20 protein-coding genes and 1 tRNA gene are annotated in these 19,559 nt (G+C 39.0%); 11 read left to right on the forward strand and 10 right to left on the reverse strand.

The window, feature by feature from the left end; genetic code table 11:
* Positions 1 to 18: 18 nt before the first annotated feature.
* From AAW12_RS14750 to AAW12_RS14765, 4 genes are all read right to left on the reverse strand, one after another.
* Positions 19 to 411, reverse strand: a complete 393-nt coding sequence (locus tag AAW12_RS14750; protein ID WP_046674426.1) for a VOC family protein — start codon at positions 409 to 411, stop codon at positions 19 to 21.
* A gap of 89 nt (positions 412 to 500) precedes the next feature.
* Positions 501 to 1,562, reverse strand: a complete 1,062-nt coding sequence (locus AAW12_RS14755; RefSeq protein ID WP_046674663.1) for an NADH:flavin oxidoreductase/NADH oxidase — start codon at positions 1,560 to 1,562, stop codon at positions 501 to 503.
* 119 nt (positions 1,563 to 1,681) lie between these two features.
* On the reverse strand, positions 1,682 to 2,398 hold the full coding sequence (locus AAW12_RS14760; RefSeq protein ID WP_046674664.1) for a 3-ketoacyl-ACP reductase: 717 nt from the start codon (positions 2,396 to 2,398) through the stop codon (positions 1,682 to 1,684).
* Between the two features lie 58 nt (positions 2,399 to 2,456).
* Positions 2,457 to 3,044, reverse strand: coding sequence for an NUDIX domain-containing protein (locus tag AAW12_RS14765; protein WP_231585276.1), 588 nt, complete (start codon positions 3,042 to 3,044; stop codon positions 2,457 to 2,459).
* Between the two features lie 22 nt (positions 3,045 to 3,066).
* On the opposite strand from AAW12_RS14765, the gene pyrE reads away from it, so the two are divergent.
* On the forward strand, positions 3,067 to 3,717 hold the full coding sequence (pyrE, locus tag AAW12_RS14770; protein WP_046674428.1) for an orotate phosphoribosyltransferase: 651 nt from the start codon (positions 3,067 to 3,069) through the stop codon (positions 3,715 to 3,717).
* A 19-nt stretch (positions 3,718 to 3,736) separates the two neighbouring features.
* A complete protein-coding gene (locus AAW12_RS14775) occupies positions 3,737 to 4,135 on the forward strand; it encodes an SRPBCC family protein (RefSeq protein ID WP_046674429.1) in 399 nt (132 codons plus the stop codon).
* A gap of 52 nt (positions 4,136 to 4,187) precedes the next feature.
* Here the strand turns inward: AAW12_RS14775 and AAW12_RS14780 are convergent, their stop codons facing one another.
* A complete protein-coding gene (locus AAW12_RS14780; RefSeq protein ID WP_053003731.1) occupies positions 4,188 to 4,904 on the reverse strand; it encodes a superoxide dismutase in 717 nt (238 codons plus the stop codon).
* A 263-nt stretch (positions 4,905 to 5,167) separates the two neighbouring features.
* Between AAW12_RS14780 and AAW12_RS14785 the strand changes: the two genes are divergently transcribed.
* Positions 5,168 to 6,214 carry a ferredoxin--NADP reductase gene (locus tag AAW12_RS14785; protein ID WP_046674430.1) on the forward strand — a complete coding sequence of 349 codons (1,047 nt, stop codon included), beginning with the start codon at positions 5,168 to 5,170 and terminating at the stop codon, positions 6,212 to 6,214.
* Between the two features lie 122 nt (positions 6,215 to 6,336).
* On the forward strand, positions 6,337 to 8,265 hold the full coding sequence (locus AAW12_RS14790) for an acetoacetate--CoA ligase (protein WP_046674431.1): 1,929 nt from the start codon (positions 6,337 to 6,339) through the stop codon (positions 8,263 to 8,265).
* Between the two features lie 89 nt (positions 8,266 to 8,354).
* Here AAW12_RS14790 and AAW12_RS14795 read toward each other — a convergent pair whose 3' ends face one another.
* Complete coding sequence (locus AAW12_RS14795) at positions 8,355 to 9,962, reverse strand: acyl-CoA carboxylase subunit beta (protein ID WP_046674432.1); 1,608 nt, start codon at positions 9,960 to 9,962, stop codon at positions 8,355 to 8,357.
* A 153-nt stretch (positions 9,963 to 10,115) separates the two neighbouring features.
* Between AAW12_RS14795 and AAW12_RS14800 the strand changes: the two genes are divergently transcribed.
* From AAW12_RS14800 to AAW12_RS14810, 3 genes are read left to right on the forward strand one after another with little or no spacing between them, the layout of a single operon-like run.
* Complete coding sequence (locus tag AAW12_RS14800; RefSeq protein ID WP_046674666.1) at positions 10,116 to 11,264, forward strand: acyl-CoA dehydrogenase family protein; 1,149 nt, start codon at positions 10,116 to 10,118, stop codon at positions 11,262 to 11,264.
* Positions 11,265 to 11,267: 3 nt separating this feature from the next.
* Positions 11,268 to 12,110 (forward strand): hydroxymethylglutaryl-CoA lyase, encoded by an 843-nt coding sequence (locus tag AAW12_RS14805; protein WP_156167665.1) that lies wholly within the window; start codon positions 11,268 to 11,270, stop codon positions 12,108 to 12,110.
* A gap of 6 nt (positions 12,111 to 12,116) precedes the next feature.
* Positions 12,117 to 12,893: an enoyl-CoA hydratase/isomerase family protein gene (locus AAW12_RS14810; protein ID WP_046674434.1), complete on the forward strand. Its 777-nt coding sequence runs from the start codon at positions 12,117 to 12,119 to the stop codon at positions 12,891 to 12,893.
* Here AAW12_RS14810 and AAW12_RS14815 read toward each other — a convergent pair whose 3' ends face one another.
* Entirely contained in the window at positions 12,894 to 13,370 is a 477-nt protein-coding gene (locus tag AAW12_RS14815) for a hypothetical protein (RefSeq protein ID WP_053003732.1), read from the reverse strand.
* 737 nt (positions 13,371 to 14,107) lie between these two features.
* Here AAW12_RS14815 and AAW12_RS14820 point away from each other — a divergent pair.
* Genes AAW12_RS14820 through AAW12_RS14835 form a run of 4 tightly spaced genes read left to right on the forward strand, consistent with a single transcriptional unit; the run spans position 14,108 to position 16,979 of the window.
* The gene (locus AAW12_RS14820; RefSeq protein ID WP_046674435.1) at positions 14,108 to 14,959 is read left to right on the forward strand and encodes an ATP-binding cassette domain-containing protein; all 852 of its coding nucleotides are present in this window, start codon (positions 14,108 to 14,110) and stop codon (positions 14,957 to 14,959) included.
* The gene (locus tag AAW12_RS14825) at positions 14,943 to 15,752 is read left to right on the forward strand and encodes a hypothetical protein (RefSeq protein ID WP_156167666.1); all 810 of its coding nucleotides are present in this window, start codon (positions 14,943 to 14,945) and stop codon (positions 15,750 to 15,752) included. Before AAW12_RS14820 ends, AAW12_RS14825 begins: the two co-directional genes overlap by 17 nt.
* 1 nt (position 15,753) lies before the next feature.
* A complete protein-coding gene (locus tag AAW12_RS14830; RefSeq protein ID WP_046674437.1) occupies positions 15,754 to 16,137 on the forward strand; it encodes a GntR family transcriptional regulator in 384 nt (127 codons plus the stop codon).
* 20 nt (positions 16,138 to 16,157) lie between these two features.
* Positions 16,158 to 16,979: a hypothetical protein gene (locus tag AAW12_RS14835; protein ID WP_197084050.1), complete on the forward strand. Its 822-nt coding sequence runs from the start codon at positions 16,158 to 16,160 to the stop codon at positions 16,977 to 16,979.
* Positions 16,980 to 17,074: 95 nt separating this feature from the next.
* Here AAW12_RS14835 and AAW12_RS14840 read toward each other — a convergent pair whose 3' ends face one another.
* The 3 genes from AAW12_RS14840 to prmC all read right to left on the reverse strand — a co-directional run bounded on the left by AAW12_RS14840 (position 17,075) and on the right by prmC (position 19,554).
* Positions 17,075 to 18,112, reverse strand: a complete 1,038-nt coding sequence (locus AAW12_RS14840; protein WP_046674439.1) for a LacI family DNA-binding transcriptional regulator — start codon at positions 18,110 to 18,112, stop codon at positions 17,075 to 17,077.
* Positions 18,113 to 18,505: 393 nt separating this feature from the next.
* Positions 18,506 to 18,578: transfer RNA gene (locus AAW12_RS14845), tRNA-Lys, on the reverse strand.
* Positions 18,579 to 18,693: 115 nt separating this feature from the next.
* Positions 18,694 to 19,554 (reverse strand): peptide chain release factor N(5)-glutamine methyltransferase, encoded by an 861-nt coding sequence (prmC, locus tag AAW12_RS14850; RefSeq protein WP_046674440.1) that lies wholly within the window; start codon positions 19,552 to 19,554, stop codon positions 18,694 to 18,696.
* Between the last annotated feature and the right edge of the window lie 5 nt (positions 19,555 to 19,559).

Raw genomic sequence — 19,559 nt, forward strand, 5'->3', positions numbered from 1 at the left:
TCAATGCCGCTTTCTGTTTTAACGTTCGTATAGTTCTATTGGAACCTGATCAGGATCAAAGAAGAATGTAAAGCGTTTATTTGTTAACTCGTCTATTCTGATCCCTTCATGTGATACACCTGCTTTTTCGAGCTTATTTAATTCTAGGTCGAGATTATCGACTTCGAATGCAAGATGTCTTAAACCGGCAGCTTCTGGAAAGCTAAGTCGATTAGGCGGTGATGGGAAAGAAAATAGCTCAATAATATAATTATCATGGAGTTTGAGGTCCAGTTTGTATGAATCACGTTCCGCACGATAGTGTTCCCTGGCAATCTCTAGGCCCAGTATATCCGTATAGAATTTCTTTGAACGCTCGTAATTGCTGCATATAATGGCAATATGATGTATCTTGTTGAGGTTTAATTTCATCTTTCAATACTTATCTCATGGCGTGTGTCATACGTGTTTTTTAATTGAGGATATGGAGCATATAAAAAAAACTATTTTAATGTTTGATATTATTTTGCTCTTTCATATTGTTTAGGCCATGGAATGTCAGCGTCTAATTCTTTGGCAAAATGTAATGGAAGGTGTGGATCATCAAGAAATCCTCGTGCAATTAAGATTAAATCTGCTTGCTTTCGCGTAATGATCTCGGATGCTTCGGTAGCAGTTCTAATTAAACCTACTGTGGCTACGTTATTCTTGGTATTCTCCTTAATAGCGGTGGCGAAAGGGAGTTGGTAGGTCGGTCCGATATCAATTTTTTGATAGGAGACCACGCCCCCGCTTGAAACATCAATCAGGTCTACCCCCAAAGCATATAGCTGTTGTGATAAGGTTATGGATTGCTTTAAGTCCCATCCTGCTTCGGCCCAATCTGTTGCTGAAATACGTACCCATAAACTTTGGGTTGTTATTTCTTGCTTTACTCTTTTCACAATTTCAATAAGAAAACGTATTCTATTTTCAAAGATTCCACCGAAAGAGTCTGTCCGCAAGTTGCTCAGTGGTGAAAGAAATTGATGAATCAGATATCCATGTGCTGCATGGAGTTCAATAATTTCGTAGCCGGCTTGTATTGCTCTTTTCGTTGCTGTTCCGAATTGTTCAATCAGATTTTGAATGGCTGAAACATCAAGTTCCTGTGGTTCATAATCTCCAGCACGGAAAGCGATTGGAGATGGGGCAACTGTTTGCCAACCCTGTGGATCCGTTGGTGAAAATTGATTTCTACCAAGCCAAGGTTTGTTACTGCTAGCTTTGCGACCTGCATGGGCAAGCTGTATGCCTGGTATGGAATTATTTGCTTTAATAAACTCTGTTATTTCCCTTAATTTTTCGATGTGTCGGTCGTCCCATAAACCAAGGTCTCCATCACTGATTCGACCTTCGGGGTTAACTGCAGTTGCTTCTTGTATTACTGCTGCAGCTCCGCCGATTGCAAATTGGCCTAAATGAACCAAGTGCCAGTTATTTGCAAAACCATCTTTTGCCGAGTATTGACACATTGGGGACACAACCAAACGATTTTTCAATTGTAAATTTCCGATGTTTACTGATGAAAATAATTGACTCATAATTGCTTGTTTATAACAGGTAGGAGCAACGAGAGCTCCTACCTTGATCATTTCTTTGTGTTATAAAAGAAAGCCATTAAAAGGTCTGTATTTGACCGTGACGAATAGCTGTTCGATTATTAGGGATTTGTGGACCATAAAGATGCTGATTTTAGCATTGCTCTTCTTGGTAGTTTTAAATTAGCAATGATCAGCTCCGCGAAATCTTCAGGCTGCAGAACTTTTTCTGGATCACCATCGGTAAGCCCAAGATCTTTGGACATATCGGAAGCAATGGTACTAGGCATAAGTGTACATACCCGAATATTGTTTTTCCGTACTTCCCGCATTAAAGAGTCGGCGAAGCCAATGACGCCAAACTTTGATGCACTATAAGCGGAAGTGGTGGCAGCGCCATTTAATCCGGCTGTCGAAGATACCATAATGATATCGCCTTGATTTTTTTCAATCAGTTGCGGAAGGACAGCTTTTGTAACAAAATATGTTCCCAAGAGATTCGTTTGAATAATCGATGTCCAATCGGCAACATCCATGTCGAGCACAGAGGAAAATGATGCCACTCCCGCATTGTTAATTAATATATCAAAGCTGCCGAAAGTGTTTTTCAATTGCTCAACCTCCTGTTGTACAGTAATATAATTTGATACGTCAAAGACGGCATAAGTGACCTCAGTGCCCAGTTTGGCAAGTTCCGCGGCCGTATCCTTTAAAGCAGCTTCATTTCTTCCGGTAATCGCGATATGAACACCTTCTTTCGCTAATGCATATGCAATCGCTTTTCCTAACCCCCGCGCGCCACCTGTAATTAAGGCTCTTTTTCCTATTATATTTTGCATATCATAAAAATAAGCATGATCTTTTTTATTCGTGTCAGATGAACCTAAAAAATTCAACTTACTTTGCTTTTTTTAGGATACTTTCGATAATAGGGTAAGTATTGTTCCGTATGTCTTCAAATTGGTCCACATGACGCCATTCTGCTTTTGTAATATCTTCTGCAGTTTGGGGAATCAATTTAGGGACTTTGTTAACTCCCATTTCATACCAGTTTGTTGCTTTTAGGACGAATTCTCCATTTCGCAAAAAATAGGTATGGTATGATGTGGTAATTTTTTTTCCTAAGTAGTTGATTTTGATGCCACATTCCTCTTCAACTTCGCGTACAGCTGCTTCCCGCATTTTTTCATTTTCTTCCACTTTACCTTTCGGAAGATCCCATTTTCCTAATCGGTAGATAAAAAGATAGTCTCCATCACCGTTTTTCACCAGCCCACCTGCAGCTTTAATGAGCTTAATTTTATTTTTTAAGTTTTGAAATACGGTTTCAAAATCCTTGTTGATGTAGAGATATGTTTTTGGAACTTTATCAATTTCAGATTGTTTGAAAAGTTTTTGGAGGTCAATCTCCTGAAAACTAATTGTTTGTGGGTTTTTGATTTTCGATGGAACAAAATCTGCTAAAATTAGCACGGTTTCGTTCATATAAATTTTATAAATTTGCGCCATGAATAATTTAAATGAGGTTGAACAAAAAGTTGCTGAATCCTTATTGCAAATTAAAGCAATAAAATTGCAACCTAAAAGTCCTTTTACATGGGCGTCGGGTTGGAAGTCTCCAATTTACTGTGATAACCGTATCACTTTATCTCATCCTGCGATTCGTACATACATTCGTCAAAAGCTTTCTAAGCTTATTCAAGAAGAGTTTGGATCAGTGGATATGATTTCCGGAGTTGCTACGGCAGGTATTCCACAAGGCGTTTTGGTAGCACAGGATCTAGGACTACCATTTTCTTATGTTAGAAGCTCTGCAAAGGACCATGGTCGTCAGAATTTGATCGAAGGTGAAGTGGTTAGCGGTCAACGTGTTGTTGTCGTTGAAGATCTGATTTCGACAGGTAAGAGTAGCTTAGTCGCTGTAAAGGCATTACGTGAGGCCGGCTGCAATGTGGTTGGATTGGTGTCTATTTTTACTTATGGGTTGCAACAAGCTACTGATAATTTTGCCGATGCAAAATGTCCTTATTTCAGTTTATGTAATTACGATGCTTTGATTCAGGTCGCTGCTGAAAATAGTTATGTATTGGAGGAGGATATTGAGATCTTGAAAAAGTGGCGATTGAACCCAGCTACTTGGGGAGACAATTTTCAATAATGAGGATTAATTTATCGTTATGACTACTATTCAGAACACAACAGAAATCAACAAAACTGTCAGCGATGTGTATGCATTTTTGGCGGATCTCAACAATCATGAACAATTAATGCCAGAAAATATCTACAATTGGTCTTCGACTACGGACGAAGCTCGATTTACAATACAGAATATGGCAAAATTGGCACTTCGGGTAGAAGAGCGTGTTGAGAATCGGTTTATTACGTTGGTTCCCTCGGAAAAGGCGCCTTTTGAGGTTACTCTTCGTTGGGAATTACAAGTTATTGCTGATACGGTGACAAAGGCAACATTTATTATAGATGCTGATCTCAACATGATGATGAAAATGATCGCTTCTGGGCCATTACAAAAATTAGTTGATTTTCAGGTCAACAAATTAAAAGAAAAATTAGGGTAGATTGGTTCATAACGGATATAAAAAAGCTCGATTATTACTAATCGAGCTTTTTTTATGCTAATCTTTCATTGACTTTTTTCCAATTCACAACATTCCACCAATTTTTAATATAATCGGCTCTTTTGTTTTGATAGTGCAGGTAGTAAGCATGCTCCCATACATCAAGACCTAAAATAGGAATGCCTTTTACCTCGGCAACATCCATTAAAGGGTTGTCCTGGTTTGGAGTAGATGTAATTTTTAAGTTACCAGAGTCATCCAAAATCAACCAGGCCCATCCCGAACCAAATCGTGAGGTTGCTGCTGCGGCAAACTGTTCTTTGAATTTGTCTAAAGAACCGAATGTCTTATTGATCATCGTCAATAATTTTTCGGAGGGTTGGCTAGGCTTATCGGACAAGCTCTCCCAAAAGAAGTTATGGTTCCAGGCTCCGCCAGCATTATTCCTTGCTTTAGGAGAATACTTAGATATGTTTGCTAGGAGCTGCTCCTCAGAGGCCTCTTTAATGTTTTCAGCAACAATAGCGTCGTTAACGGCGTTAATATAGGCCATATGGTGCTTTGTATAATGGATTTCCATCGTCAACGCATCAATATTAGGCTCCAAAGCAGCATAACTGAAAGGTAATTTTACTTGGGAAAACTTTAAGGTAGCGGCATTTAATTCAGTAGCTTTCGCGGAAGCAATATCTTGTAATATTGATCCAGATACAGCGATGCCTAATGTGGCTTTTGCTGCATTTTGAAGGAAGTTTCTGCGTGTTTGCATATAATCTTTTTGTGATTAGTTTTGATATAAATATAACGTGAAATTTTACAATTATTGTGCAAGAATTGTCTGTTAATTGTAATACAACAAAATTGTTATAAATTTATTTTTATAGGATGGCTCACTTTGTTTTGAATGTCGGTTTTACGGTGTTGTGCTATATATAATATGCAATATTCTAGGGGGGCGTTAAGGTGATCTAAGGACACGTGTACTAAAGAATTATAATTGTTTATAAAATCAAATTTAGCTAAGTTTGGCTTATGTATACATTAAGGATTTCAAAAATTATCCCCCAACCTAATAATAATATTACCTTTCAGCTTGAGTCGATAGCAGGCGACTATCCTTCCTATAAAGCGGGGCAGTTTATTACGCTTTCTTTTGTGTTTGGTGACCGTGAGGTACGTCGTTCTTATTCTTTTAATAGTTCGCCGGATAATAATGAGCCCTTAAGCATCACTGTTAAGCGTGTCGAAAATGGGGAAATATCTCGACTGCTCCACCACACTATTGTAGAAGGGGATATTGTCAATGCGATGGAACCTCAAGGTTTGTTTGTATATGAGCCTGATCCGGAAAAGGTTCGTACCTTATTTTTGTTTGCTGCAGGAATTGGCATCACGCCCTTGTACGCTATTCTAAAGACAGCGCTTCTTGCGGAAAGTAAGTCAAAAATCGTGTTAATTTACAGTAATAGTACGCTGGAGTTAACTCCGTTTCGCGCGGAATTGGAACATTGGGCAGACCGATTTCCTGATCGATTAACTATTGTGTGGATTTTTTCCAACAGTAAAAACCTGATGAAAGCCAGGTTAAATAGAGATTATATACATGCTATTGTTAACGATCATTTGTTTGGAAATAGGGAAGACGCATTGTTCTATACCTGCGGTCCTGTGATTTATATGGATCTCTGTCGTTTTACACTTTTGGGAATGGGATTTGATTCCAACCAAATAAAACGAGAGACATTTCTATTGCCCGAAAATGAAGCGGATGATGATGACGAGACTGAAAAGGAAGTCGATACAACTACTTATACCATCGAATTATATTTTCAAGGTAGAACGTATAATCTTGAGGTTCCCTACAATAAAACCATTTTGGACATCGGATTAGAACATAAAATCAAGCTGCCGTATTCCTGTAAATCCGGTATGTGTAGTACTTGTATTTCGCAGTGTACAAGGGGAAAAGTGAGAATGGACTATAATGAGGTGTTAACTGATCGTGAAGTTGAACAAGGAAGAGTACTTTTGTGCACCGGGCATCCGGTAGAAATGAATACGGCTATAGAAGTACTATAATTGAGTATTCGTATTTAATCGAAAAATATGAGGTACAGTAATCGGCAAACAGAAATATTTAAAATTGCATATATAAGTAAATTTATCTAAGTTTGGCTATAACCGTTTTATAGCTAACTATTATGGGGAAATTACTCTGGAGCCCAACAGAAGAGCAAAAATCTCTAGCTGAGATCAATAAGTTTAAACAATATGTGGAGAATGAGCACGGCTTATTCTTTCCATCCTATCAGGACCTTTGGGCATGGTCAACGACGGAACTGGCTAATTTTTGGAAGAGTACAGCCGCCTATTTTAATTTAAAATTTCATTCAGACCCTGCAAAAATTGTCGAGTTACCAGCAGATTCCACAAGCTTTATTGGGACAAAATGGTTTGCTGGTGCAACCTTGAGTTATGCTGAACACGTATTTCGAAATACAACGGAAAAGCGTCCTGCATTAATCTTTCAATCCGAACAGTGCGCTAAAAGAGAGGTCTCATGGGCCGAGCTAGAATCCATGGTTCTCAAACTTCAGGTCTATTTGAAAGAAATCGGTGTACAAAGTGGAGATCGCGTCGCTGGTGTATTGATTAATGGCGTTGAAGCTGTTGCGTTATTTTTGGCGGCTAATTCCATAGGTGCTGTTTGGTCCTGTTGTTCGCCGGACTTTGGTGAGGCAAGTATTCAGGATCGTTTTGAGCAGATTGAACCCAAAGTGCTCTTCGCAAATTCCAGTTATTATTATAATGGACGTCTTTTTGAAAAGGCGGAAAGTATTAAGCAACTTTCGCAGCGGCTACCATCTTTAGTGGCTTGTGTTTTGATTGATGATCCTATTTGGGAAGAGATTCTGAAAAAGGATCTTACACAAGCTAAGCTCCAATTTACGGCAATGCCTTTTGACGCTCCAATATGGATTTTGTATTCTTCAGGAACTACCGGGAAGCCCAAAGCCATTACACATGGAGTTGGTGGTATGCTAGTAGAACATATGAAAGCACTTGGACTCCATCAAAACGTGCAAGACGGCGATCGATTTATGTGGTATTCTACTACAGGATGGATGATGTGGAATTATGCGCTTTCGGCCCTTTTAATGGGAAATACATTGTGTATATATGATGGAGCTACGAATTATCCCGACAAATTGAGTTTATGGAGGTTTGCACAAGAAAGTAAGGTGGATCATTTTGGTGTTGGCGCTGCTTATCTCATCTCCTGTCAGGATCAAGATTTAAGATCTCTGGCCTATCAGCCGAAAACAATAGGGTCGACAGGCTCACCACTTCCGCCAGATGTATTTGAGTGGCTAAATGTGCAGTTTCCAAAAAGTCAAATTGTCTCGTTAAGTGGTGGTACAGACGTTTGCAGTGCCTTTCTTTCGGGTTGCACTTTGCTTGATGTTTATGCAGGAGAGATTCAATGCCGCGCCTTAGGAGCTAAGATAGAAGCATTTGATGAGAATGGTCATCCGCTTTATGGGGAGGTGGGAGAACTCGTTATTTTAGCTCCCATGCCCTGTATGCCCATCTATTTTTGGAACGATGTGGGGAATAAAAAATACTTCGATAGTTATTTTGATAAATATAGTGGTGTTTGGAGTCATGGTGACTGGATTAAGATTACTGCCCATGATGGAATAATTATGTACGGCCGTTCAGATGCAACTCTGAACCGTGGCGGCGTACGCATCGGTACTGCGGAGATCTATAATGTTTTAAATAGAACTGAAGGGGTCTTGGATAGCTTGGTTATTTGTGTAGATCATAAAAATGGATCATCTGATATGTTGCTTTTTGTTCAATTGGACAATGGCTTATTGAATGACGCGTTAAAAGGGGAGATTAAACGGGAGCTTCGGCAGCAATATAGTCCGCGACATGTGCCTGACGATATTTTTCAAGTAGCGGCTATTCCTTACACATTAAGCGGTAAGAAGCTGGAGCTGCCTATTAAGAAGATCTTTTCGGGGGTGCCCGTAGAAAAAGCGGTGTCAATAGACATTATGCGGAACCGAGAATCTTTGTTGGACTTTGAAGCGATTAGCAAAATCTGGAGAAGATCCTAAGTATAGTAAGCTATAAATAGCTAATTTAAAAACCCCTCAGATGACGAAGTTTGCCGGTTGAGGGGTTTTCGAATTTAACTTTGCTCCACTCAGACCTGTATAACACCTACATTATACCGGTCTAGGATAGGTTTTTCGTTGGCGGCTTCAATTCCCATGCTGATAACTTTTCGTGTTTCTTCAGGTGCTATAATTCCATCAACCCATAGTCTTGCAGCAGCGTAATATGGGCTCAATTGCTCGTTGTACCGGTCTTCGATGGATTTAAGGAGGTCGTTTTTCTCTTCTTCATTGATTTCTTGACCTTTGGCCTTTAAAGCTGATTCTTGGATTTGAAAGAGTGTTTTGCCTGCTGCGGCACCGCTCATGACTGCCATTTGGGCAGTAGGCCAAGCGTAGATTAGTCGTGGGTCATACGCTTTTCCACACATTGCATAATTTCCTGCGCCATAACTGTTTCCGACAATAAATGTAAATTTTGGGACTACGGAGTTGGCCATTGCATTGACCATTTTTGCGCCGTCTTTGATAATCCCCCCTTGTTCAGATCGGCTCCCTACCATAAAACCAGTGACGTCCTGAAAAAAAACAAGTGGAATGCGCTGCTGGTTGCAATTCATGATGAAGCGCGCCGCCTTATCTGCTGAATCACTATAGATAACTCCGCCCATCTGCATTTCCATGGTGTTGCCAGGTTTCTTGGCTTTAATGATCTCGCGTTGATTAGCAACGATCCCGACAGCCCAGCCATCTATGCGGGCGAGGCCGCATACAATGGTTTTCCCATAATCTGGCTTGTATTCTTCTAAAGTCCCTGCGTCTACAATTGCATTCAGGATATCCTGCATACGATAAGGTTTTGTTCTGTCTTCGGGAAGAATCTCTGCTATTTTACTCGGATCTGTTTTCGGGGGTAGGCTTATCTTTCTGTCGAAATTAGCTTTTGGATTTCCACCGATTTTATCGATAACATTTTTTATAGCATCTAAACAGCTTTGGTCGTCGGGAAATTTATTGTCTGTTACGCCGGATATCTCCGAATGAGTAGAAGCTCCGCCGAGTGTTTCAGCATCTACGGTTTCACCTATTGCAGATTTGACCAGGTATGGGCCTGCTAAAAATACAGACCCTGTTCCTTCGACGATAAAGGCATAGTCGGACATAATAGGTAAATAAGCGCCACCTGCTACGCAACTTCCCATAATTGCTGCAATTTGTGGTATTCCCATGGAGGACATTCGGGCGTTGTTACGGAATATGCGTCCAAAATGATCTTTATCCGGAAAGATTTCATCTTGTAGCGGCAAAAATACGCCAGCAGAATCTACTAAATAGATAATTGGCAAGTTGTTTTCCATGGCAATTTCTTGCGCGCGTAGATTTTTCTTTGCAGAAATTGGGAACCATGCCCCAGCTTTTACTGTTGCGTCGTTGGAGACAATGACACATAGTTTGGATTTTACGTAGCCCAGTACTGCTGCGCAGCCTGCGTTTATGCATCCACCATGTTCTTTGTACATTCCTTCACCGGCAAACATACCTATTTCAATATATTCTCGATCTGGGTCCAGCAGATATTCTATTCGTTCCCAAGCTGACATTTTGCCTTTTTCTTTCAGTTTTTTTATTTTATCGATGCCGCCACCGAATTTTAAATTTTCTCTTTTTTGGCGAAGTAACGCGAGTAGCTCCTTCATAATTTATAATCTTGGTTTTAAAAACTGTTAAATTAAGAATTTCTTATTTTTAGATAAATTTAAAATAAAATTTTAAAATATTTGCAATTTTATTCCTAAATATTTTGATATATTTGAATTGAATTACCGATTGTAAATTTAATATTCATGCTTATGTTTATTGAAAATAAACAACAAATGGATATGATCAGACAAAGTGCACGGGATTTTGCACAGTATCATATCAAACCTTATGTGATGGAATGGGACGAAGCCCAAATATTTCCAATAGAAGTTTTTAAAAAGTTAGGCGAACACGGTTTCATGGGGGTGATCGTTCCTGAAGAATATGGGGGATCGGGACTTGGATACCAGGAATACATTACTGTTTTGGATGAGATTTCCAAGGTGTGTGGTTCAATCGGGCTTTCTGTGGCGGCGCATAATTCGCTGTGCACAAATCATATATTAAGTTTTGCCAGTGAAGAACAGAAGAAGCGTTATCTTCCAAAGTTGGTGACAGCTGAATGGATTGGTGCCTGGGGACTTACAGAAACCGGTTCTGGTTCGGACGCGGGTGGCATGACGACATTTGCGGAGAGAGATGGTGATCACTACGTGTTAAATGGTTCTAAGAATTTTATCACGCATGCCATCAGTTCTAGTGTTGCTGTCGTTATTGCGCGGACGGGGGCTAAAGGAGATAAAAAAGGGATGTCAGCTTTCATTGTTGAGAAAGGTACACCTGGATTTACCGCAGGAAAGAAAGAAAATAAATTAGGGATGCGCGCCTCAGAAACTGCCTGTCTGTTTTTTGATAATTGTCGGATTCATCGGGATCAACTCATCGGTGAGGAAGGGCAAGGGTTTGTGCAGGCCCTAAAATTATTGGATGGCGGACGTATTTCTATTGCGGCACTTTCTTTGGGTATTGCCCGCGGAGCTTACGAATGTGCGTTGAAATATGCGCACGAGCGTGAGCAATTTGGGAAAAAGATTTACGAATTTCAGGCAGTTTCTTTTGCGCTTGCAGATATGGCTACACAGGTGGAGGCCAGCGAACTGTTGACGAGGCAGGCGGGCTATTTAAAGGATCATGGAGAGCGTGTTTCTAAAATTGGTGCGATGGCTAAACTTTATGCTTCAGAGGCCGCCGTTAGTGTCTCAAATGAATCTGTGCAGATCTTTGGTGGCTACGGATTTACAAAGGACTATCCTGCCGAGAAATTTTTTAGAGATGCTAAACTTTGTACAATAGGTGAGGGGACTTCAAGTATTCAGAAAATGGTGATCGCCAGAGAGATTGAGAAAGATATTTTATAGCATATGATGAGGGATCAAGTTGTATTGGTTGATTGCCCAAGAGACGCTGTTCAAGGGCTTCATAACTTTATTGAGACAGCTAAGAAAATTAAACATATCAACACGTTAATCGGAAGTGGGCTGTTTGATGTTATTGATTTTGGATCTTTCGTTTCGCCGAAAGCAGTTCCGCAGTTGGCGGATACAAAAGCAGTACTGGAAGGAATCAGAAAGACCGATAAAGTGAAATTATTGGCGATTGTAGCCAATTTACGGGGGGCACAAGAGGCAGCTCAAGAGGAGAAAATCGATTTTTTAGGGTATCCATTTTCAATATCGGAAACATTTCAATTGCGAAATACGAATATGGGCTTGGCAGCTTCTTATCAGCAGGTAAAAGAAATGAAAGCTTTGGCCGACGCTAATCATAAATCTTTGGTTATTTATATTAGCATGGCTTTTGGGAACCCCTACAACGATCCTTGGTCACCACTATTGGTAGAAGAGTGGATCGGGAAATTATACGATCTGGGTATCCGGGAATTTTCTTTGGCAGATACTACTTCAGAAGCCGATGCGAATCAGATTTCAGCATTATTTAGTATTGTTAAAGCTCGTTTTCCACAACTAGAAATAGGGGCACATTTTCATGCAAGGCGAGAGGAGAGCATGGCAAAGATTGACGCCGCTTATCTCGCCGGCTGCCGTAAATTTGAAGGTGCATTACTTGGTTATGGCGGTTGTCCATTTGCAAAAGATGATTTGGTTGGCAATATACCTTCAGAGCTCTTGTTGCGGTATTTTGGACGAGGAACTGATGCTGAAATAATCGGATTGGAGCATAGCTTCAGGGAAATGATTTTGTAGAGGGAGATGGAAAAACTAAATTTTATAAAGGTGCGCATTGAGCAGCATGTGTTCAATTTGACGCTGGCCCGTTCGGATAAAAGAAATGCTTTTAGTCCGACTATGGTGAACGAAATCGCCTATGCATTGAATCTGGCGAATAGCAATCCCGATATTCGTTTAGTACAAATAGAGGCTGAAGGTCCAGTGTTCTGTGCCGGTATGGATCTCAAAGCTTTTGAAGATCCTACAGTGGATATCGGTAACCCGGCTATTCCAAAGGTTGAAAAGTCTTTGGCAGAAATATTTGCCTGTTTAGATAAGCCTTCAATCTGCGTTGTTAGGGGAGATGTTATTGCAGGTGGTTTTTTGATTGCATTATCTTGCACTTACTTATTTGCACTGCCCCATGTACGTTTTTCTTTGCCGGAAGTAAAAATCGGACTTTTTCCATTTCAGGTATTGGCCTTACTTATGGAATATATGCCTGAAAGGAAAGCGATGGATCTCTGTATCAGGGGAAGTTCTTTTTCTGCTCAGGAGGCGCTGGATAAGGGCATCCTGTACGGAGTTTTGGATGTTGAAGAAACTGCCTTGGTCGAATTGAGAGAAACTATCCTTAAAAATGCTCCCTTGGCTATAGCAAGGGGTTATGGTGCACTCCGAAGACTAAAAGAACGAGGCTTTGATGATAAGTATAATTTTCTCTTAGATGCATTGGCGGGTTTGCGTAGATCCGATGATTTCAAAGAAGGAATGGATGCCATGCGTGATAAAAGAAACGCTAATTGGAAAAATAGCTAATTAAAATGATCGAAAACTCGGTCTGCTTGTCAAGGGGGAGAATTCCCAAGGAATAGAACTAAGGATAATCAGTAGAGCTAGTCCAAACCAGATGAATAATATTTTGAAACGTCGATCGCTTGTATCGGCGTTTCTACTTTTAAGGACACCTAATGTTAAGCAAATTGCGGCAATAATCATCATGCTACTGTGTTCCATTCCGAAGAAGCGAATCTGCCTCAGATGAACTGCTTTGTTGAAATGTTGCAGGAAGTATTGTGTAATGGGGCTCAATACATAGAGGCCAACACCCATAGCTAGCTGAATATAGAAGGAAATAACCGTTGTTTTTACAAGAAATTGATCGATAGGGGAGAATGGAAGTTCCTTTTTTCTTTTGTAAAAGAAGTCGACGAGACTAATGGCCAGTATCATCAGTACTTCCCATCTCCATAAAGAATGCATCGCTAGGATGAAAGGATAAATGTAATTCATCATACAAACAAAGATGAAAATAAAATAGATTGAATGCTATTAGAATCTACGACGCTCATTAAAAATAACGTGTATTTTCATTGTTTGAGCATTCGCCTTAAATAACCAAGTGATATATTTACATCTATTTATTTTTTATATAATCTTATTAATTTGCTGATTGTTAGTTTGTTTTGTGTTGTTGTTAACTTCTGGTTAATACCGATTCCGAGCGTTATTTATTGTTTTTTTGATGGTATAAACTGACAGTATGAAGAATGACACGGTAATCGTTAGAAAGATCGTTGTACGATTTGTGTGATAAGAACAAACCTAGACCCAATAGTTATGATGTTATTGTATACTTTGTTTTGGATCGTTTTTAGCTCGTCTACGGCACTGTTTTAGGGTTTGCGAGGGTTAAGTGTGGTTTTTAATCTATTTTGGCTTAGAGCGCGGTTATTTTGATTTTTCTGGGGGTTTAAATTAGTATAGGGTATTAAATGGGTGTTAAGTAATGGTCAAAGTTGGATTTTATGTATTATGAATTTTGTAATTTTTTTTAATAAATATCTGTTTTTCATTATTTTTTACGGGTTTATATAAATTTTATATTTAGATGTGTTTGCCGTTAAATTTACGGATTGCATGCGGTGAAATGAGAAGAGAGGTAAATTGAGATTTATATATTTTTTAACATATTTTTGGAATTGTATCAAGTTTACTTTTATATTAGTGTATTAATTAAATAATACAGTAGTATGGTTACTATCCAAAATCTAAATTTCAGCTATAGTAAATCGAGGCCACTCTTTGTTCAGATGGATCTTGAGTTGAAGCAGGGGCATATCTATGGTTTATTAGGGAAAAATGGCGCCGGCAAATCGACTTTGCTTAAGAATATTGCCGGTTTGGTCTATCCTATTTCAGGGCGAGTCGATGTACTGGGGCATAATCCTAACAGAAGGGATCCTTCCTTGTTAAGGGAGATTAGTTTTATTCCCGAAGAATTTTATTTGCCTGCGGTAAAATCCGAACAGTTTCTGAAGGCAAATGCAGGTTTTTACCCCAAATTTAATCGCGAATATTTTGATCGTCTTATCGATGAGTTCGATATTCCAGTCGAGCAAAAACTGGCTAGCATGAGCTACGGGCAGAAAAAGAAATACATTATTTCCTTTGGTTTGGCTTCGAACACTAAAGTGATCATTATGGATGAGCCCACTAATGGATTGGATATTCCTTCTAAGGTTCAGTTCCGGAAGATCATGGCTTCTTCGATAACGGAAGATCGGTGTTTGATTATTTCGACACATCAAGTACGTGATCTGGATAATCTTATTGACGCTGTTATTTTGCTTGATGATCATAAGGTGGCACTTAATGCTCCGATGCATGTGATTACTGATCGTTTATGCTTCAAAAAAGTAAGAGAATTGCCTTTGGATACGCTCTATTCCGAAGAAGGGGTGAGTGGTTTTAATGTAATTCTCCCAAACTCGGCGGCAGAAGATTCGAAGCTGGATCTGGAGCTGTTATTTAATGCTGTTCTACAGTGCAAGGAAAAGATTACGAACCTTATAAAACATGATGAATATGTCAAATCTATTTAACTATACGCGTTTTTTGGGGCTGATTCGAAGACAATGGATTGGTTTTGGCCGAATTTATCTAATGTCAATTGGAATTATTGCTGGGGTAATTTTTGGTTTTTACGCGGTTAACTTTGGGTCAAATTATGATGATATCAAGAAGAACACTGTTTATTCGGTGCTAAATTTCAGAGCGCCATTATTTTGTATCCTGGGCCTCTTTTTTGTGACAGTCATTTCGAGCAGTTATTTTGCAGATTTAGGGAAGAAAACTCGGGCGATTTTTGAATTGATGATTCCGGCTTCACAGTTGGAGAAATTCTTGGTGAGTCTCTTCTATACAGTTGTGGTGAGTATTGGCTCTTATTTATTGGTGTTTTATTTGATCGATCTGGTATTTGTCTCTTATTTGAGGAGTTTTGGCTCAGTGACTGTGAAAGAAATTCATGCTGCTGGGGAGGAAATCAGTGTTGATGTTTGGCCATATTTCTTTAATGTAAGCTATCCGGATCCAGCTTATTATTTTTGTTTTTTGCCCTTTCTTCTAAATGCTATCTTCTTACTTGGCGGCATTGTATATAACAACTATCAATATGTAAAGACTGCTATTTTTCTGGTGCTTTATTGTGTTGTTTGGATGTGCCTCTTTGTTTATTTGATGAAAACCCAAACCCAGGATACTGTGGGTGTCATGGATAATAATTATTGGTCTGATTCAAATCACATTTTTGCATTGATTGGCGCAGTGGGAGTGTTTCTTACCCTAATGATTTGGGGAGTTGCTTTTTTAAGGTTAAAAGAAAAGGAGATTTAATATGGAGTTCAATGCAAATAAAGCCATTTACCTTCAGATCGCCGAATATGTATGTGACCATATCTTGCTAGCGACTTGGAAAGTGGATGAAAAACTTCCATCGGTAAGGGAGTTGGCAGTACAGATGGAGGTTAATCCCAATACTGTAATGCGGACCTATGATATGTTACAGCAAAAGGAAATTATAGCAAATAAGCGTGGGATCGGTTTTTTTCTGACACAAGATTCTGTGAAAAATGTGAAGTCATATAGAAAAGCAATTTTTCTAGAAGAGGACCTTCCACTATTTTTTCGTAATATTTATTTGCTAGAAATTGGTTTGGATGAATTGGATCAGCGTTATAAATGTTTTGTTAGTCAGAATTTTAATCAAAATGAGTCATGAAATTAAGTACAAAAATAATAATGGGATTAGCAATAGGCTTATTCGCGGTTCCGATGCTTGTCGCATCCTACCTAGTTAGTATAAATCGGGTTGATGCGAAAAAATATAATGCCGCTGTTGAGCAGGAGGTATCGAAGCCAGGTGCGAAAGATGTTTATTACCGGTCGTTCCCTCTGGCGGCTTTCGATAAGCTTTATCTTGTAGGTGCCAATGAAAGTGGTATAGGGTTGTATTGGGTGAAAAGTGATAAGTTTATGGTTAAAGTTAATAAAAGTCAAGCTGACTTTGTGAAAACGAATGTCGATCAGTCTGGCAATCTTACCTTAGATCTTTTACCTGGAGGAGAGGGATTTTATAAGTCAATTTATATTTTTTCGCCTGATCTTAAGGTTTTAAAATTAAAAAATGCGGGTATTAACGAGTTATCTGCCAAGTTGGACGAGTTGACTGTTGTCGGTGATAGTGTTGATGTGTTATCCCTTGCGGAGAAATCCGTTATAAATACGTTGAATCTAAACCTTACAAATTCCACTATTGATGATTTTGGTGGAACTGACAGTCGGGGAAATTCTCTTGTCAATCGTTTATTTGTTAACACGACGAATAGTGTTTTGGGACTTCCGCGTACGAATTATCAACGTGCAGATATTGTTGCAAACAACTCAGAAGTTTATTTCAATAGGAAAGGGCCTGAAGCCAAAGTTGGTCTTCTGAATATCAAAACAGAAGGGAAGTCGTTTGTTCGGTTAGATAGCTTACAATGGGGGGCGTTGAACGGAAGTTTGTCCAACGATACGAAAATAGATTTGCCTGTCCATGCGTTACGGTCCTTAATTAAATAAGACTTTATTGACGGATTGCGCAATCGGTGGTGGATTGCAAAGCTAGTTATACTTTGAAAGCGTCAAAATTCCATAGCGGAGTTTTGACGCTTTCTTTAAAGGGATGATGTAGATTTTCGGTGTTCTATGCTGCAGTCCAAAAAATACGTTTCGAATTCGAAATAATTCTTTTTGTTTTTTTTCTTTAACATCTGCAAGAGAAGCTCTACTGATTTTTCTGCCATAAGCTGTGTCGGCTGGGTGATTGTTGTTAAAGATGGGTTGAGACTGTTGGCAAAAGGGGTGTTGCTAAAGCCAATTAAGTTCATGTCGTCAGGAATTTTCACCTTTAATTTATTTAATATGTGCAAGACTTTTAGCGACAAGGTGTCTGTCGTTGAGAGGAGTGCGTTTGGAGCGGAGGGCTTATTTAATAACGTGTTTATTTTGCTTTCCAGTTCGTCATCGATATTATCTTTGGGGCTTGAGTAGGATATTTCAACAATATTTTCTTCTTTAAAAGGAATAGAGGCGTTAAAGAGGGCATCTTTATATCCTTTTATTCTGCTTACATTTCCACCGATATCTTTGCATAATAAAAGAATGATGTTTTCGCGTTTGTTTTTGATCATTTCTTCTGTTGCCTGGTAGATGACCTTGTTGTTTTGGATTCCGATTTTGAATGTATCGAGCTGATGGTTTATTCGGTCAAAAATAATAACAGGGCAAACCTGGTCCATCATATAAAACAAAAGCGATAGGCTCGAGTCATTTTTTACAGGGGAAATGATTACTCCTTCGATATTGCTTTGTATGCAAAGTTCTAGCGCTTCTTTTTCTTTTTTCTCATCGTTAAAGGTTTGCAATAGAATCAGCTTATAATTCGTCTGCGATAGAATGTGGGAGATCTCTTCGTAGAAATCGAAGAAAAATGAGCTTGAGATAAATGGAACAATGATCGCTAGGGTGTTTGATCGCCCCGTTTTTAAGCTTTTTGCGGAGAAATTTGGTATATAATTAATTTTCTGTGTGAAATCTAAAATTAACTTTTTTGTTTCTGCGCTTATTTCATGGCTATCATTTAGTGCTTTAGAAATGGTTCCTGGAGAAAGGTTTAACTGTTGGCCAATCTCTTTTAACGTAAATCTCTTCATGTGCTCGATCCTCTTTCATTGATTACAAACGTTCTAGCGTCAATACGATGGTAAGATAGCGCTAGAATTATTCTTGAATTATCGACTGCTATTTTTAATGTATTAAGCCCGTAAATTCTTGAAATTATAAAGATAAGATAAAAAACATGTTTTCAAATGGAGATCAAGAAAAGCGTTGTTGATGAAAAAGAAGTTTTCCGCAAGTGTTAAACAAAAAAAGCTAATCCTGCGATTAGCTTTTCTTTAGTAATCCCGCTGGGATTGGCTCAGCCCCTCATTTCCCAAGCACACCCCTGAGCCTCCATTGGATTGGATCGAACCCGGCCGCCCCCTCTTTCGAATCCTGATATCCTTAAGCAAAAAAAAGCTAATCTTGCGATTAGCTTTTTTTAGTGATCCCGCTGGGATTCGAACCCAGGACCCATACATTAAAAGTGTATTGCTCTACCAGCTGAGCTACGGAATCCTTTCTGTTTTTGAAAGTGATGCAAAGGTAGAATTTCTTTTGATATATGCCAAATTATAGCGTGCAAATTTTAACGAAAAGGCCTTAACTGCTTAATAAATAAATGGATTATTTTTTATCGCGTTTTTTTTGCATGGATTATTCGGTCTGCTCCATTGATATCTTTTATGAGTTTGACCTGTTCGAATCCTTTTTTGACCATAAGTTCTTTCATTTCTGCGCCAAGATATTGGTTGATTTCAAAATATAGATCCCCATTTGGGGCTAAATGTTGTAGCGCGAAGGATGAAATAACATCGTAAAAAATCAATGGGGCACTTTCTTCGATAAATAAAGCTAGCTCCGGTTCGTAAGCCAATACATTTTGATTCATATGTTGTTTTTCTCCCGGAGTAATGTAGGGCGGATTGGATACGATGATATGATATTGCTGATCAGAAAAGATGTATTCCCATTCAAATATATCCGCATTGATAAATTGAACCTGAGTTTTTAAAATCTTCGCATTTTCTTGTGCTGTTTTTATCGCCTCTTTTGATATATCTACCGTTGTTACTTGAGCATTATTGAGGTGTTTTGATAAAGTGATCGGAATGCAGCCCGAACCAGTTCCTATGTCAATAATTTTCAGGTTTTGAGAAGCTTTGTGGTTTTTGATAATCAGATCGACCAGCTCTTCAGTTTCCTGGCGTGGAATGAGGACTGATTCATTGACCTGGAAAACCTCCCCATAAAAATCTGCTTTATTGAGTATGTACTGTATAGGTCTGTGCTTTTTTAGATCCTGAAGGATACTGCGTACTTCGGCCTTATCCGCCTCGTTGACGATATCGGTTTTTCTCAATTGATAGTTGGTTCTGTTTAATCCAAATGTTTCGGCAACTACTAGGAAGAATATTGCTTTTATTTCATCTTCCTCATATAACTGCCGAAGCTCCTCTTGAAATAATAATTCGAAATCTTGAAGTATTTTCATGTGTC

Source organism: Sphingobacterium sp. Ag1, from assembly GCF_000988325.1.
Classification (GTDB): Bacteria; Bacteroidota; Bacteroidia; order Sphingobacteriales; family Sphingobacteriaceae; genus Sphingobacterium.

Coding starts and splice junctions, on each gene's coding strand:
- AAW12_RS14750 (WP_046674426.1), bottom strand. CDS start 411: ATGAAATTAAACCTCAACAAGATACATCATATTGCCATTATATGCAGC.
- AAW12_RS14755 (WP_046674663.1), bottom strand. CDS start 1,562: ATGAGTCAATTATTTTCATCAGTAAACATCGGAAATTTACAATTGAAA.
- AAW12_RS14760 (WP_046674664.1), bottom strand. CDS start 2,398: ATGCAAAATATAATAGGAAAAAGAGCCTTAATTACAGGTGGCGCGCGG.
- AAW12_RS14765 (WP_231585276.1), bottom strand. CDS start 3,044: ATGAACGAAACCGTGCTAATTTTAGCAGATTTTGTTCCATCGAAAATC.
- pyrE (WP_046674428.1), top strand. CDS start 3,067: ATGAATAATTTAAATGAGGTTGAACAAAAAGTTGCTGAATCCTTATTG.
- AAW12_RS14775 (WP_046674429.1), top strand. CDS start 3,737: ATGACTACTATTCAGAACACAACAGAAATCAACAAAACTGTCAGCGAT.
- AAW12_RS14780 (WP_053003731.1), bottom strand. CDS start 4,904: ATGCAAACACGCAGAAACTTCCTTCAAAATGCAGCAAAAGCCACATTA.
- AAW12_RS14785 (WP_046674430.1), top strand. CDS start 5,168: ATGTATACATTAAGGATTTCAAAAATTATCCCCCAACCTAATAATAAT.
- AAW12_RS14790 (WP_046674431.1), top strand. CDS start 6,337: ATGGGGAAATTACTCTGGAGCCCAACAGAAGAGCAAAAATCTCTAGCT.
- AAW12_RS14795 (WP_046674432.1), bottom strand. CDS start 9,962: ATGAAGGAGCTACTCGCGTTACTTCGCCAAAAAAGAGAAAATTTAAAA.
- AAW12_RS14800 (WP_046674666.1), top strand. CDS start 10,116: ATGTTTATTGAAAATAAACAACAAATGGATATGATCAGACAAAGTGCA.
- AAW12_RS14805 (WP_156167665.1), top strand. CDS start 11,268: ATGATGAGGGATCAAGTTGTATTGGTTGATTGCCCAAGAGACGCTGTT.
- AAW12_RS14810 (WP_046674434.1), top strand. CDS start 12,117: ATGGAAAAACTAAATTTTATAAAGGTGCGCATTGAGCAGCATGTGTTC.
- AAW12_RS14815 (WP_053003732.1), bottom strand. CDS start 13,370: ATGATGAATTACATTTATCCTTTCATCCTAGCGATGCATTCTTTATGG.
- AAW12_RS14820 (WP_046674435.1), top strand. CDS start 14,108: ATGGTTACTATCCAAAATCTAAATTTCAGCTATAGTAAATCGAGGCCA.
- AAW12_RS14825 (WP_156167666.1), top strand. CDS start 14,943: ATGTCAAATCTATTTAACTATACGCGTTTTTTGGGGCTGATTCGAAGA.
- AAW12_RS14830 (WP_046674437.1), top strand. CDS start 15,754: ATGGAGTTCAATGCAAATAAAGCCATTTACCTTCAGATCGCCGAATAT.
- AAW12_RS14835 (WP_197084050.1), top strand. CDS start 16,158: ATGGGATTAGCAATAGGCTTATTCGCGGTTCCGATGCTTGTCGCATCC.
- AAW12_RS14840 (WP_046674439.1), bottom strand. CDS start 18,112: ATGAAGAGATTTACGTTAAAAGAGATTGGCCAACAGTTAAACCTTTCT.
- prmC (WP_046674440.1), bottom strand. CDS start 19,554: ATGAAAATACTTCAAGATTTCGAATTATTATTTCAAGAGGAGCTTCGG.